The 14,505-nt window shown below is 72.2% G+C and carries 13 protein-coding genes; 8 read left to right on the top strand and 5 right to left on the bottom strand.

Annotation, left to right across the window (positions count from 1 at the left end; translation table 11 throughout):
- The first annotated feature begins 95 nt into the window (after positions 1 to 95).
- Both ACIQMJ_RS02935 and ACIQMJ_RS02930 read left to right on the top strand, forming a co-directional pair.
- Entirely contained in the window at positions 96 to 851 is a 756-nt protein-coding gene (locus ACIQMJ_RS02935; RefSeq protein ID WP_499759310.1) for a hypothetical protein, read from the top strand.
- Between the two features lie 504 nt (positions 852 to 1,355).
- On the top strand, positions 1,356 to 3,632 hold the full coding sequence (locus tag ACIQMJ_RS02930; protein WP_499759309.1) for an AAA family ATPase: 2,277 nt from the start codon (positions 1,356 to 1,358) through the stop codon (positions 3,630 to 3,632).
- Between the two features lie 3 nt (positions 3,633 to 3,635).
- Here the strand turns inward: ACIQMJ_RS02930 and ACIQMJ_RS02925 are convergent, their stop codons facing one another.
- Together ACIQMJ_RS02925 and ACIQMJ_RS02920 are read right to left on the bottom strand one after the other, a co-directional pair.
- Positions 3,636 to 4,283: a LytR C-terminal domain-containing protein gene (locus ACIQMJ_RS02925; protein ID WP_499759308.1), complete on the bottom strand. Its 648-nt coding sequence runs from the start codon at positions 4,281 to 4,283 to the stop codon at positions 3,636 to 3,638.
- A complete protein-coding gene (locus ACIQMJ_RS02920; RefSeq protein WP_073887775.1) occupies positions 4,280 to 4,576 on the bottom strand; it encodes a DUF3263 domain-containing protein in 297 nt (98 codons plus the stop codon). The genes ACIQMJ_RS02925 and ACIQMJ_RS02920 overlap by 4 nt, the downstream gene beginning before the upstream one ends.
- Positions 4,577 to 4,687: 111 nt before the next feature.
- On the opposite strand from ACIQMJ_RS02920, the gene ACIQMJ_RS02915 reads away from it, so the two are divergent.
- Entirely contained in the window at positions 4,688 to 5,269 is a 582-nt protein-coding gene (locus ACIQMJ_RS02915) for a peptide deformylase (RefSeq protein WP_499759307.1), read from the top strand.
- Positions 5,270 to 5,606: 337 nt separating this feature from the next.
- Here ACIQMJ_RS02915 and pssA read toward each other — a convergent pair whose 3' ends face one another.
- The 3 genes from pssA to moeA all read right to left on the bottom strand — a co-directional run bounded on the left by pssA (position 5,607) and on the right by moeA (position 8,689).
- Complete coding sequence (gene pssA / locus ACIQMJ_RS02910) at positions 5,607 to 6,578, bottom strand: CDP-diacylglycerol--serine O-phosphatidyltransferase (protein WP_499759306.1); 972 nt, start codon at positions 6,576 to 6,578, stop codon at positions 5,607 to 5,609.
- Between the two features lie 4 nt (positions 6,579 to 6,582).
- The gene (locus tag ACIQMJ_RS02905) at positions 6,583 to 7,299 is read right to left on the bottom strand and encodes a phosphatidylserine decarboxylase (RefSeq protein ID WP_499759305.1); all 717 of its coding nucleotides are present in this window, start codon (positions 7,297 to 7,299) and stop codon (positions 6,583 to 6,585) included.
- A gap of 175 nt (positions 7,300 to 7,474) precedes the next feature.
- Complete coding sequence (gene moeA / locus ACIQMJ_RS02900) at positions 7,475 to 8,689, bottom strand: molybdopterin molybdotransferase MoeA (protein WP_499759304.1); 1,215 nt, start codon at positions 8,687 to 8,689, stop codon at positions 7,475 to 7,477.
- Between the two features lie 54 nt (positions 8,690 to 8,743).
- Here moeA and ACIQMJ_RS02895 point away from each other — a divergent pair, with 54 nt between their 5' ends.
- The 5 genes from ACIQMJ_RS02895 to ACIQMJ_RS02875 all read left to right on the top strand — a co-directional run bounded on the left by ACIQMJ_RS02895 (position 8,744) and on the right by ACIQMJ_RS02875 (position 14,464).
- The gene (locus tag ACIQMJ_RS02895; RefSeq protein WP_499759303.1) at positions 8,744 to 9,388 is read left to right on the top strand and encodes an AIM24 family protein; all 645 of its coding nucleotides are present in this window, start codon (positions 8,744 to 8,746) and stop codon (positions 9,386 to 9,388) included.
- Positions 9,389 to 9,468: 80 nt separating this feature from the next.
- Complete coding sequence (locus ACIQMJ_RS02890) at positions 9,469 to 9,675, top strand: cold-shock protein (protein WP_033432301.1); 207 nt, start codon at positions 9,469 to 9,471, stop codon at positions 9,673 to 9,675.
- 102 nt (positions 9,676 to 9,777) lie between these two features.
- Positions 9,778 to 11,016 carry a serine/threonine-protein kinase gene (locus ACIQMJ_RS02885; RefSeq protein WP_499759302.1) on the top strand — a complete coding sequence of 413 codons (1,239 nt, stop codon included), beginning with the start codon at positions 9,778 to 9,780 and terminating at the stop codon, positions 11,014 to 11,016.
- Positions 11,017 to 11,235: 219 nt separating this feature from the next.
- Entirely contained in the window at positions 11,236 to 12,858 is a 1,623-nt protein-coding gene (gene groL / locus ACIQMJ_RS02880) for a chaperonin GroEL (RefSeq protein WP_499759301.1), read from the top strand.
- An 826-nt stretch (positions 12,859 to 13,684) separates the two neighbouring features.
- Entirely contained in the window at positions 13,685 to 14,464 is a 780-nt protein-coding gene (locus tag ACIQMJ_RS02875) for a phosphodiesterase (protein ID WP_499759300.1), read from the top strand.
- Positions 14,465 to 14,505: the final 41 nt, after the last annotated feature.

Raw genomic sequence — 14,505 nt, 5'->3', positions numbered from 1 at the left:
CGGTGCCTTGCTTCCGGCCTGACCATAGCCACGGCCCCGGTGCCGTGCCAAGGTGCGGATGCCAAGCGCCACTGTTTGCGCGTACCTTTCTCCGCGTGGCTGATCACCGGCCGTTCCCGCCCGGCGCCCGGCGCGTGGCCCGCCCCGCCGCCGTCTCGCCGTGCCCGTCGTGCGGCGACCTCGCGGGCCGCGGCTACCCGGCGTGCCGGTTCTGCGCCGAGCTCGTCGACCAGTACTGGCTGCTCGACTGGCAGGAGCTGCTGGCCGCCGAACAACTGGCCGAGGGCGGCGCCGGCGAACGCGAACTGGCCGAACTCGTCCTCGCCGACGAGGTCGGCCGCCACCCGTGGACCTGCACCGACTGGGCCATGACCCTGCTCGCCTGCTCCCAGTGCGGCGACGAACTGGCCACCGGACCGGCCGACTGCGTGCGCTGCGCCATGGCCGACGGCCTGCGCTGGTCCTGGGACCACGCCGGCCACCCCACCTCCATCACCGCGGGCGAACACGCCCTCCGGGTCGCCCGCGCCACCGTCCGCGCCCCTCACCGCCACCGTGCCGCCACCGTGGGCGCGTGGCGCCTGCTGCTGCCGTTCCTGCTGGTGGGGGAGCTGCCGAAGGTCGGCCAGGTGCGCCGCCTCCGAGCGGCCGTCCTGGCCGGGGCCTACGCCGAACTGGCGGGCTGCGCCACTTACGTCGAGCTGGCCTCGTTCCCGGAACTGCCCTGGCGCCGCCCGGACCGCCCCACCCGCCCCGACCACCAACCACAACCCCACCGCCCCCAACCCGCCGCCGCCGCCGACCCGGTCCAACCCACCACCCAGACCCACGCCGGCCACCCATCCGGGTGATCGTGAAAATGCCCATCAACCGAAACGCCGTTACCCATCGCCTCAAACGTCGGTTGAAACAAAGAGGCCGCCCTCAACCCCCTCCCTCGCCACAACCCAGCCCACGCCCTCGCAACCCCATCCACCCGCCCCTCGCCGACCCCGCACCTTCCACCCCACAGCCCGTCCACCCACGACCCGCCCACCCACGGCCCGGCTCGACCCCACGACCCACCTGGCACCTGGCTGACCCGGTACCTGACCCACCCGGTACCTGACCCACCCGGTACCCGCCCCCGGCAGCCCGGCTACTCCGCCGCCCGCCGCGCCGCCCGTCCCTCTGCCCCGTCGCCCTGACTCGCGGCCCTTCCTCGTCGCCGCCCCCGTCTCGCCGTCCCGCGTCCTCGCCGCAGCCTGGTCGCCCGGTCGCTGGCCCGGCCACCCCGGCTCGACCTGGCTCCACTCCCGGCTCGACCTGGCTCGACCCCGCGCCGCCGACCGCGCACCCCAACTACGCTCACCCTCGTGATCACGCTGACCGCCCGCCTGTCCCCCTCGGCCCTGGACACTCGTCGCGGCGTGGTGCGCCTGCACCCCGAGGTGCTGGACGCGTTGGGCCTGCGCGCCTGGGACGCGGTGCGCCTGACCGGCGCGCGGGTGAGTGCCGCGCTCGCCGCCGCGACCGCCGGCGACGGCCCGCCCGGCGTGGTGCTGGTGGACGACGTCACGCTGTCGAACCTCGGCGTGGTCGAAGGCGCGGAAGTGGTGGTGGCGCCCGTGGACGTCGCCGCCGCCCGCACGGTCATCGTGGCCGGGTCGCGGTTGGCCAGCACCGGCCTCACGCCCGAGACGCTCCGCATGGCGCTGACCGGCAAGGTCCTGACCGTCGGCGACGCCGTCTCGCTCCTCCCGCAGGACCTGGCCCCGCCGCCCGGCGCGGACGTGAGCGCGACGCGTCGCAAACTGTCCAACGCCATCGGCATGACGTGGACCAACGAGCTGCTGACCATCACCTCCACCGATCCCGCCACCGGGCCGGTGGCCGTGCAGCCGTCGACGGTGGTCGGCTGGCGTGACGGCCCGCGAACCGGGGACGCGCCGGCGGTGTCCGGAAGCGGCACGGCGGCCACGGCGGCCACGGCGGGCCCGGTCGGCGGGGGATCGACCGCGCAGACCGTCGCCGCGACCGGCGCGGAGTCGGCGAGCATGGCGGCGAACGCGGTGGACATGCCCACGCCGCCGGTGCCGGTCGCGGACCTGGTGGGGCAGCAGGAGGCGGCGAAGCGGTTGGCCGAGTGGCTCGACCTGACGTTCAGCCACCCCGAGCTGCTGGCCCGGCTGGGCGCGGCACCCCGGCTGGCGGCCCTCGTCAGCGGGCCCGAAGGGGTCGGCAAGGCGACGTTCGTCCGTGCCGTCGCCCACGGCGCCGAAGCGGCGGTCGTCGAAGTGGCCGCCCCGAGCATCGCGGTGCTGGAGGCCAACGCGGCGGCCCAGCGGGTCACCGACGCCCTCGCCCAGGCCCAACGGCAAGCGCCCGCGGTCCTGGTGCTGACCGACGTCGAAGCGTTGCTGCCCGCGGCCTCGGCGCCGCCCGTGGCGACCGTCGTGCTGGACGCCCTGCGCGGACGACCCGACGGCGTCGCACTGGTCGTCACCAGCGCACACCCCGAAGCGATCGACCCCCGGCTGAGGGTCCCCGAACTCGTGGACCGCGAACTCGTCCTGCCCCTGCCCGACGGCCAGACGCGCACCGAGCTGCTCCGCGTCCTGCTGCGCGACGTGCCCGTGGAGTCCGATGTGGACCTCGGCGTGATCGCCGACCGGACCCCCGGCTTCGTCACCGCCGACCTGGTCGCGTTGCGGCGCGAAGCCGCACTCCGGGCCGCCCTGCGCCAACGCGACGTCGACGAACCACGCGTCGGCCAAGCGGACTTGGTGGGAGCGCTGGAGATCGTCCGACCGATCTCCATGTCCACATCGGACACACTGCGGACCGGCGGTCTCACGCTGGACGACGTCGGCGACATGACCGAGGTCAAGCAAGCCCTCACCGAAGCCGCGCTGTGGCCGTTGCAGTACCCGGATTCCTTCGCACGCCTGGGCGTCGCACCCCCGCGCGGCCTCCTGCTGTACGGGCCGCCGGGGTGCGGCAAGACGTTCCTCGTGCGCGCGTTGGCGGGCACCGGCCGACTGAACGTGCTGTCGGTCAAGGGCGCGGAGCTGATGGACAAGTTCGTCGGCGAGTCCGAACGCGCCGTGCGCGAGCTGTTCCGGCGCGCCGCCGAGGCAGCGCCCGCGATGGTGTTCCTGGACGAGGTCGACGCGCTCGCACCACGCCGCGGCCAGTCGTCCGACTCCGGCGTGTCCGACCGGGTCGTCGCGGCGCTGCTCACCGAGCTGGACGGGGTCGAGCCGCTGCGCGACGTCATCGTGCTCGGCGCGACGAACCGGCCCGAGCTGGTCGACCCGGCGCTGCTGCGGCCCGGCCGGTTGGAGCGGCTGGTGTACGTGCCGCCGCCGGACGCCGACGCGCGCGCCGAGATCCTGCGGGCGTCGTCGCGGAACACGCCGCTGGCGTCGGACGTGGACCTGGACGCGGTGGCCGAGGAGCTGGACGGGTACTCGGCGGCGGACTGCGCGGCGCTGATCCGCGAGGCCGCGCTGACCGCGATGCGCGAGTCCCTGGCCGCCGCGGAGGTGACGGGTGCCCACCTCGCGACGGCGCGCGAGGCGGTCCGGCCGTCGCTGGACCCGGCGCAGCTCGAAGCCCTCGCCGCCTACGCCAAGTCCCGCGAGCGGTAGGGGCTACGAGACCTTGCCGGACGGGCCCTTGTAGTCGTTGGTGACGATCACGATGATCCCCGGGTGGGCGCTCTGGATCCCGTCGAACCGGGGTTCCACCCGGGCGTTGAGGATGCGGGCCAGCTCACGGGCCGACGCTTCCTCTTCGGTGCCGGGACGGAAGTAGACCGTGGTCGTCCAGATCGTGCCCTGGGAGTAGTTGCCCTTCTCGGCGACCTGCCACCCGGCTTTTTCGACGTCGTCCGACGCGCGGGCGGCCAGGCCCTGGGTGGTGCTGTTGTTGTAGACGCGCACCGGCACCTTGGGCGTCGTGGTCACCGGTGGCGGCGGCGTTTCCGTCGTGGTGCCACCGGCGTTCGCGGACGGCGTCGGCGCGGAGGTCGTGCCGGGCGGTGACGTCGCCGCGGTGTCCGACGACGGTGCCGGTGACGGAGTCGTGGTCGTCTCGGCGGTCGGGGCGCCGGAGCTGTCCGACGTGCCCGAGGTGGTCGAGGGCGGGGTCGACTGCGCGGCCGGCGGTTCGTCGTCCGGGCCGCCGGTGAACAGGCTGACCAGCCCGATCACCAGGGCGATGACGGCCACGCCGAGCAGCGCGTAGCCCGCGGCGCGTGCCGGGTGCGCCGGGCCCGCCGGCTGTTCCGGGTTCGTCATCGGCGCTCGACGCCCAGCCGCTTCGCCGCACGGGCGCGTTGCCTGCCGGAGCGGGACCGGCGCAGTCTCTTGATCAACATCGGATCGGCGGCCAACGCCTCTTCCTTCTCGATCAACGCGTTGAGCAGCTGGTAGTAGCGCGTCGCGGACATGTCGAACAGCTCCCGGACGGCCTGTTCCTTCGCACCCGCGTACTTCCACCACTGGCGTTCGAAGGCCAGGATCTCGCGCTCCCGGTCGTTCAAACCGTCGTCCGGCCCCTCCGCCGGCGCCAGTGCCTCTGCGGCGTCCATCTGGCTCCTCAGCCGTGTCCCGTGCGTGGGTGCCATTACATCACGTGATCTTGGTGAGGGTCGGCTCATCGGTCGGCGCGTCCCGTTCGACGCGCCGTTAGGCTGCACGCCATGGCAGTTCACCCGATCCGGATCGCCGGAGATCCCGTGCTCCACAACCCGACCCGCCCGGTCGAGGTGTTCGACGAGTCGCTGCGCACGTTGATCGACGACATGTACGAGACGATGGCGGCGGCGCACGGTGTCGGCCTGGCGGCCAACCAGATCGGGGTCGACCTGCGGCTGTTCGTCTACGACTGCCCGGACGACGAGGGCGTGCGGCACCGCGGCGTCGTGGTGAACCCGGCGCTGGAGACCTCCGAGGTCCCGCTGGGGATGCCGGACCCGGACGACGACTTCGAGGGCTGCCTGTCGGCCCCGGGCGAGTCGTACCCGACGGGGCGGGCGACGTGGGCGAAGGTGACCGGGTTCGACGGCGACGGCAAGCCCGTCGAGGTCGAGGGCACCGGGTTCTTCGCGCGGTGCCTCCAGCACGAGACCGATCACCTCAACGGCGTGATCTACCTCGACCGGCTGGTGGGGCGGCACAAGCGGGCCGCGAAGAAGATGCTCAAGGCCAACGGCTGGGGTGTGCCGGGCCTGTCGTGGGACCCGGCGACGTCCGAGGACCCCTTCGCCGACGACGAGGACTAGCCGCGACGACGGCAGGCCGGCCGTGCGCCCCGGCCCGGCCTGGGCAGGGGCGCACGGCTCGCGCGGTGACTACGGGGGCAGCTACGGGGCTCGGCTGCCGCACGCGGTGACGAGTGCGGTGGCCGTGGCCGGCGCGTGGGGCGCCGGGAGCTGCTGCGGACGGTGGACGGTGGGCGGCGGGTGGGTGGCGAGGCCGGGGGTTGGTTGCCGGCCTCGTTGTTTCAACCGACGTTCGAGCGTCCCGATAACGGCGTTTCCGTTCATGACCGGAGTGAAGATCACCCGGTCGTGAACGGAGTCACCGCGCGTAACAGCAGGTCAAAGCCAGTGCAGCGAGCTAAGGCCGATCATGCCGGCGCAAGCCGATCTGCCGCCACCCGCGGCGCTTGCCCGCCCTCGCCTGGCCGTTCGTCTCCGCCGCCACGTGCGTCGGGTTCACCGTCCGCCGGGGCCGCCGCACGGCGCGCATCGCCGCACCCGCCACCCGGCCGCCCAACGGCTGCCGCAACCCCAACCGCCGCGCCGCCACGCCGTGCGCCCGCTTGATCGCCCGCCGATCCGCCGCCGGCACCGACCACGCCTCCGGGTGCTTCGCCAACCACCGGTACCGCCGCACCGAGTACGGCAGGTGCCCCAGGTACACGAGCATCGCCGCGATCAACGCCACCAGCGGGAACGTGATGACCGCCGCCGCCAGCAGGCCGACGAGCACCAGCAGCGGCGCGACGAGGCGCGGCGGCACCTTGATCGTCTTCACCGACAGCGTCGGGATCCGGCTCACCAGCAGCAACGCGATCCCGACCGTCCACACGGCCACGACCACCGGACCGGACCACCACCCGGACCGGCCCAGCTGCTCGTCCAGGATCAGCGGCAGCAGCAGCAACAGGCCGCCGGCCGGCGCGGGCACACCGACGAAGAACTCCTTCGCGAACGGCGGCTGCTCGACCTCCAGCAGCGTGTTGAACCGCGCCAACCGCAGCACCATGCACACCGCGAAGATCAACGCGACGACCCAGCCCTCGCGGCCCGGGTCGAACCTCCACACGTAGATCACCAGCGCGGGCGCGACGCCGAACGAGATCGCGTCGGCCAGCGAGTCCAGCTCGGCGCCCATCTTGCTGGTCGCGTCGAGCAGCCGGGCGATCCGCCCGTCCAACCCGTCGAACACGGCCGCCGCCGCGATGGACCCGATCGCGGCCCCGTACATCCCGATGATCGCGAAGTGCACGGCCGACAGCCCCGCGCACATCGCGAGGACCGTGATGGCGTTCGGCAGCAGCCTGATCCCCGGCCCGCTGGGAGCCATCGGCTCAGACCTCCGACGAGGGCAGCTCGGCGAGCACCGTCTCGCCGCCGATCGTGCGCTGCCCGGCCTCCACCAGCACGCGGCTGCCGGTCGGCACGTACAGGTCGACCCGCGAGCCGAACCGGATCAGGCCGTAGGTCTGCCCGACCGCGACCTTGTCGCCCTCGGCGACCTCGCACACGATCCGCCGCGCCACCAGGCCCGCGATCTGCACGACCACCACGTCGTGCCCGGACGGCGTGGTCAGCCACACGGTGTTGCGCTCGTTGTCGTCGCTGGCCTTGTCCAGGTCGGCGGACAGGAACTTGCCGGGCCGGTACGACACCTGCCGCACCAGGCCGGGGACGGGCACGCGCTGCACGTGCACGTCGAACACCGACAGGAACACGCTGATCCGCGTCATCGGCGCGGACCCGAGGCCGAGCTCGTGCGGCGGCACGGCCTCGACCACGTGCGAGACGGTGCCGTCGGCGGGCGCGACCGCGAGGTCGGGGCGGGTGGGGGTGGTGCGCTTGGGCTCGCGGAAGAACCACGCGACCCACGCGGTCAGCAGACCTCCGACGACACCGGCGCGCTTGGAGTACCGGCGCAGCAGCAGTGTCGCGACGGCAGCGCCCGCGACGAAGGGACGGCCCGCGGGGTGCATCGGGGGGACGATCCCCCGGGCGAGCTCGAGGAAGTGGGAGACGGCACCACTGTGCTTGTCGCGATCGACGGTCATGGCTCTTCCGTGTCAGGGCAGTGCTTCCGGCCCGCCACACGCTACGCGTTTGCGCCGGAGCGCGTCCGGCCCGCCCGTGCGTCCCCCGACGAACGCACGGACCGGCCGGAGCTCCGATCATCCCAAGTGTAAGCCGCGTCACACCGGTCTTCAATGTCGGACGGTCAACTCGATGTCACTCTCCGTGCAGAAGGCGGACGGTGACCTCGGCCCCCGCCGCGAGCTCGGTGACGTCCTCCGGCACCTCGATCAGGCAGTTGCTGATCGCCAACGCCGACAGCAGGTGCGACCCCGGCCCGCCCACCGGCGTCACCACCCGGCCCGACTTCGGGTCGTACGCGCCCCGCCGGAACTGCGTGCGCCCCGCCGGCGACGTCACCGGCGCGCTCAACGTGGCCGTCGCCGAAGGCCGCTCCACCCGCGCGAACCCCATCGCCGCCCGCAGCGCCGGCCGGACGAACACCTCGAACGACACCTGCGCGCTCACCGGGTTCCCGGGCAGCGTCGCCACCGCCACCCCCTGGTAGCGGCCCGCGCCCTGCGGCCCGCCCGGCTGCATCGCGACCTTCGTGAACTCCACGCCACGCCCCGTGAACGCGTCCTTCACCACCTCGTACGCGCCCGCGCTCACGCCACCGGACGTCAGCAGCAGGTCCACCGACGCCAACCGGGGCGCGATCGCCGCGTGGAACTGCTCGACGTCGTCCGGGACGAACCGCAGCAGCTCCGCCTCGCTGCCCGCCTCCCGCACCGCCGCGGCCAGCATCACGCCGTTCGACTCGTAGATCTGCCCCGGCTCCAGCGCCACCCCGGGCCCCACCAGCTCCGACCCCGTCGACAGCACCAGCACCCGCGGCCTGCGCCGCACCGGCAGCGACCCGAACCCCAGCGCCGCCGCCAACCCCAGCTGCGCCGGACCGAGCACCACGCCCGCGCTCAGCACCGTCGTGCCCACGGCCACGTCGTCGGCCATCTTGCGCACGTTCTGACCCGCCGCCACCGGCCGGTCGACCCGCACCACCGACGTGCCGCCGTCGGTCCACTCCACCTGCACCACGGCGTCCGCGCCCGGCGGCACCGGCGCGCCCGTCATGATCCGGTGCGCCGTGCCCGGCTCCAGCGGCCCCACCGACGTCCGCCCCGCCGGGATGTCCTCCACCACCGGCAACTCCACCGGCACCGCCGCCACGTCGGCCGCGCGGACCGCGTAACCGTCCATCGCCGAGTTGTCGAACGGCGGCAGCGGCACCCCCGCCACCACGTCCCGCGCCAGCACCAGACCCAGGCAGTCGGCCACCGCCAGGTCCACCACGGGCATCATTCCGACCAAGTCGGCGACGCGGGCCTTGTGATCAGCGACTCGGGTCAGCGTGTTCGACACGCGCCCCATCCTGCCGCGCCCGTGGCAGACTGCTCCAACCGGCTGATCACGACAGGGGGAAAGTTGCAGGTCCGGACCCGCCACACCCCCACCTTCGGGGTGGCACGACTCGTCCTGGCACCCGGTGAGCCGGTGGTGGTCGAGCGCTCCGCCGTGCTCGCGACCAGCTACGGCGTCGCCGTCGACAGCCGCGCCAAGTCGCCCGGCGTCAACGCCGCCCTGTGCACCGCGGGCCCCGAAGGCGGCTGGGTGGACGTCGCGCCACCCCTGCCCGGGGACCTCCACGTGCTCGACCTCGACGCCACCACCGGCTGGTGCGTGGCCCGCGACAGCTGGCTCGCCTGCGCCGCCACCGCCCACCTCGACCCGGCCGCGCCGCCCGTGCGCGCCCTGCACGGCGGTGACCACGGCTTCCTCGCCTACGCCTTCGGCACCGGCTCCGTCGTGCTCAGCTGCTACGGCACGCTCGACGTGGTCACCCTCGAACCCGGCGAGCTGGTCACCGTCGCGAGCAGCCACGTCGTCGCGTTCGCCGACACCGTGCAGTGCCGGCTGCGGGCCGTTTCGCCCGACGCGCCCCAATCCGTGCGGAATGGCGAAGGGCTGGTCCTGGACTTCGCCGGACCCGGTCTGGTGCTCACCCGGACCCGCAGCCCGCGAGGACTCGTCAGTTGGTTGCGCGACAACGGATTCAGCGTCCGCTCATGACTCCATAAGGAGGTATCGGCGAACCCCCTCGTGCCTCTAGCGTGGCGGTTTGCTCAGGGTATTTCTCGAAGGAGGACGTCTTGGCTGTCGGCACGGTCAAGTGGTTCAACTCGGAGAAGGGGTACGGATTCATCGCCGCCGACGGCGGGCCGGATGTGTTCGTGCACTACTCGGCGATCCAGATGGAAGGCTTCCGGACGCTGGCCGAGGGCGACCGCGTGGAGTTCGAGATCCAGGCGGGGCGTGACGGCCGCAGCCAGGCATCGGACGTGCGGAAGGCATCGTGACCTCCGCCCGACCCGCCACGCGGCGGGTCGGGCCGTCTTCCCCTGGTCCGTTTGGCGGGAACCCCGTGTGGCCCCCTGTACGCGGACGTTAGGCTCCGTCGCGTGTCGGAGGACCTGAGCGGGCGACGGCTGGGCCACTACCGGATCGACGGGGTGCTCGGCCGCGGTGGCATGAGCGTGACCTACAAGGCCACGGACGTCAGGCTCGGTCGCAAGGTCGCCCTGAAGGTCATCGGCGAGCACCTCACCGCGGACGCCGAGTTCCGGGAGCGGTTCGTCGACGAGGCGCGCAACACCTCGGCGATCGACCACGCGAACATCGTGCCGCTCTACGACTTCGACGAGGTCGACGGGCTGCTCTACATCGCGATGCGGCTGGTCGACGGCCAGGACCTCGCCTCGCACATCAAGGACGGCCCGCTCTCGCCCGCGCGCACCCTCGCGCTGCTCGGCCAGGTCGCCGAAGCGCTCGACATGCTGCACGGCAAGGGCCTGGTCCACCTCGACGTGAAACCGGCGAACGTGCTGGTCACCACCAAGGAAGCCGCGGGGGAGCACGTCTACCTGGCCGACTTCGGCCTCACCCGGCGCGGCGCCACCGGGCACCGCACCCGCACCGGCGACTTCCTCGGCTCACCCACCTACGCCGCGCCCGAGCACCTGCGCGGCGAACCGCTCGACGGCCGCACCGACCAGTACGCGCTCGCGTGCATGGTGTTCGCGTGCCTGTCCGGCCGGCCGCCGTTCCAGGGCAGCGTGCAGGACGTCATCCAGGGCCACCTCGGCGCCGAGATCCCGTCGTTGACCTCGACGGTGTCGCTGCCGCCCGCCATCGACGACGTGCTGCGCAAGGGCACCGCCAAGGACCCCAACCAGCGGTACGGCTCGTGCGCCGAGCTGATCTCCGCGGCGCGGGCGGCGCTGTCCGGCGCGGTCCAGGGCGCGCCGCCGCCGCGCCGCACCGAGTCCGGCCCCGTGCCGATGGGCCCGCAGACCGGCGGTGTGCCGGTGGGGCAGCCGCAGCCCGGCCAGTACCGGCCGCCCTACCCGCAGCAACAGCAGCCGGGGTTCCTCCAGGACCCCGTGCGGCTGCGCCCGCCCGCCCAGGTCGGCGCCAGCGCGTTCACCAACACCGGCAAGTCCCGGCCCGCGTGGTTCGCGCCCGTGGTCGCCGGTGCGGTGGCGATCGTGCTCATCGTCATCCTCGTGGTGATCCTCACGCCGAAGGATGAACCTCCGCGACAGGGCGGCAGCGGCGGCTCCAGCCAGTCCATCGAGGTCGGGGGCACGACCAGCGGCAAACCGCTGCCCACCAGCGTGCCCGTCCGCACGTCCCGCTGACCAGCTCTTCTTGCACTCTCCTCCGTCGAGTGCTAAACACGGTATTGGCACTCGGAACACCTGAGTGCCAACACGCAGGCTGGGACGGTGAGGCCCGTCCCCGGTAGCAGGGGGCTGGTCGTCCGTCGCGGGCACCGAGCCTGGCCGAAGCACCGTGTTCCGCTGCGGGCGTGCGCCCGTAGTGGCCCCATTCGTAATCAGGCGGAGGAACACACCGCAATGGCCAAGATGATCGCGTTCGACGAGGATGCCCGCCGCGGTCTCGAGCGTGGCATGAACATTCTCGCCGACGCCGTCAAGGTGACGCTCGGCCCCAAGGGTCGCAACGTCGTGCTCGAGAAGAAGTGGGGCGCGCCGACCATCACCAACGACGGCGTCTCCATCGCCAAGGAGATCGAGCTCGAGGACCCGTGGGAGAAGATCGGGGCTGAGCTCGTCAAGGAAGTGGCGAAGAAGACGGACGACGTCGCGGGTGACGGCACCACGACCGCCACCGTGCTCGCCCAGGCTCTGGTCCGCGAGGGCCTGCGCAACGTGGCCGCGGGCGCCAACCCGCTGGGCCTCAAGCGCGGCATCGAGAAGGCCGTCGAGGCCGTGACCGAGCAGCTGCTCAAGACCGCCAAGGAGGTCGAGACCAAGGAGCAGATCGCCGCCACGGCGTCCATCTCCGCGGGCGACTCGACCATCGGCGAGCTCATCGCCGAGGCCATGGACAAGGTCGGCAAGGAAGGCGTCATCACCGTCGAGGAGAGCAACGCTCTCGGGCTCGAGCTCGAGCTCACCGAGGGCATGCGCTTCGACAAGGGCTACATCTCCGGTTACTTCGTGACCGACCCCGAGCGCCAGGAAGCGGTCCTCGAGGACCCGTACATCCTGCTCTACGGCTCGAAGATCTCGTCGGTGAAGGACCTGCTCCCGCTGCTGGAGAAGGTCATGCAGGGCGGCAAGCCGCTGCTGATCATCTCCGAGGACGTCGAGGGCGAGGCCCTGGCCACGCTGGTCGTCAACAAGATCCGCGGCACGTTCAAGTCCGTCGCCGTGAAGGCGCCCGGCTTCGGCGACCGCCGCAAGGCGATCCTGCAGGACATCGCGATCCTCACCGGCGGCCAGGTCATCACCGAGGACGTCGGCCTCAAGCTGGAGAACGCCGACCTGTCGCTGCTGGGCAAGGCCCGCAAGGTCGTCGTGACCAAGGACGAGACCACGGTCGTCGAGGGCGCCGGTGACGCGGAGCAGATCCAGGGCCGCGTCAACCAGATCCGCGCCGAGATCGAGAAGTCGGACTCCGACTACGACCGCGAGAAGCTGCAGGAGCGCCTGGCGAAGCTCGCCGGCGGTGTCGCGGTGATCAAGGCCGGCGCCGCCACCGAGGTGGAGCTCAAGGAGCGCAAGCACCGCATCGAGGACGCGGTGCGCAACGCGAAGGCCGCCGTCGAGGAGGGCATCGTCGCCGGTGGTGGCGTCGCGCTGCTCCAGGCCGCCGAGATCGCGTTCCAGGGCCTGAACCTGGAGGGTGACGAGGCGACCGGCGCCAACATCGTCAAGGTCGCCGTCGAGGCGCCGTTGAAGCAGATCGCCGTCAACGCCGGCCTCGAGGGCGGCGTCGTGGTGGAGAAGGTCAAGGGCCTCCCCGTGGGCCACGGCCTCAACGCCGCGACCGGCGTGTACGAGGACCTGCTGGCGGCCGGCGTGCCGGACCCGACCAAGGTCACCCGCTCGGCGCTGCAGAACGCCGCGTCGATCGCCGCGCTGTTCCTGACCACGGAGGCCGTGGTCGCGGACAAGCCGGAGAAGGCGAACTCCGCCCCGGCCGTCCCGGACGCCGGTGGCATGGACTTCTGATCGACCCGGTCACCTGACCGCCGTCTGATCGGCTGAAGTCGCGCAGGGCCCGGTTCACCACTGGTGAACCGGGCCCTTCACCGTCCTCCACTGCCCTGACCTGCGACGAAAGGATCCTGCCGAACACGATCGGGTGAGATCGCCCCGACAATGTACGGAAACACCGTTACCGCCCCTCGGTTAAAACGAGACGGCCCCCCTCAACCACCCGCCCTACCCACCCCGCCTACCCACCCACCACACCCCGCTCCACTCCGCCGCCCGGTCACTGGCACCAAGCGCTCGCAGGGATCCATGAGCCGCGTGCCCCGGATCCGCCGCCCATGCCCCAGTTGGCTATGTCCCGGCCACCTGAGCCCGGCCATCTGAGCCCGACCATCTGAGCCCGGCGACTCACGGCCGCCCACCCTTGCGCTCCGAGGCTGCAAATCCGAGCCCGCCGCCCAAGCCGGCCCTTCGCGCTGGCTTTGCCGCGGTACGTGTCCCATCGCCCGTCGCGGCATCGTTCCGGTGCCATCGGTGTCCTGCCGCCGGGATCGCCGTCACCGCGTCTGCCGCTGCCGCGTCGCTGGCATGTGCCCGGCTGCCGTCGTATCGCTGGCGTGGCGCTGCTGTGCGCGCTGGGCGGTGCGGTCGCAGGGTGAGTTGGGTGAGGAGGCCGGGGGTTGTTGGGGTGTTGCGGGGGCCGGGTCGTGGTGACGTTGGGGTGGGGGTTGCTGCGGAGGCGGAGAGTTTGGTGGGGGTGGGAATTGGCTCGACTAGGGGGGTCCGGGTGGTCAGGCTGGTGGGGTTGGCGGGGGTTTGACTTGAGGACTGGAGTGGGCACGTGCTCATCGCGCACCTGAGTGACCCGCACTTGCGGACCGATGTGTTGGCGGCGGAGCCGGCGGCGTTGTTGAGGCTCGCTTTGGGCAGGGTGTTGGCGTTGGATCCGCAGCCGGATTGTGTGGTGATCACCGGGGATTTGACCGAATACGGGGATGTGGACGCTTATGCGCAGTTGCGGGAGTTGGTGGACAGGTTCCCCTTGCCCTTGCACCTGGTGACCGGGAACCACGACGACCCGGCGGCGTTGGTCGAAGTGTTTGGTGGGACGAAATTCCTCGGTGACGGGGAATCGGCGCATTACGCCGTCGAGCACAGCGGGTTCACGGTGGTGGCGTTGGATTCCTGGCGGCCGGACGGGCCGGCGGGGTTGGTCGGGGAAGAGCAGTTGTCGTGGCTCGACGACGTGCTCGGGCGGCGGCCCGAGGTGCCGGCCTTCGTCTGCCTGCACCACCCGCCGGTGGCGGTCGGGATTCCGTTGCTCGACGGGATGCGGCTGGAGGACGGGCCGGCGTTGGGCGAAGTGCTCGGCAGGCACGGCAACGCGGCCCGCGTGCTGGCCGGGCACGTGCACCGGGCGATCAGCGTGCCGTTCGCGGGAACGGTCGTGTCCGTCGCGCCGAGCACGTACCGGCAGACGTCCCTGACGCTCCGGTCGGACCGGCAGACCGGGTACCTGGCCGAGCCGACGGGGTTCCTGCTGCACGTCGCGACCGAGTCCGGGTTCGCCACGCACACGGTTGCGGTGAGTCAGGCGGGGGCGGTGTTGGGAGCCTTCTGAGGCGGGTGAATTCGCTCGGACGTGTGGGGCGGTGGTGGCAC

The sequence above is a fragment of the Actinosynnema sp. NPDC091369 genome (assembly GCF_044757065.1).
Lineage (GTDB): Bacteria > Actinomycetota > Actinomycetes > Mycobacteriales > Pseudonocardiaceae > Actinosynnema.
Note: the sequence above shows the minus strand (reverse complement) of the source record. Positions and strands in the feature narration are given on the sequence as shown.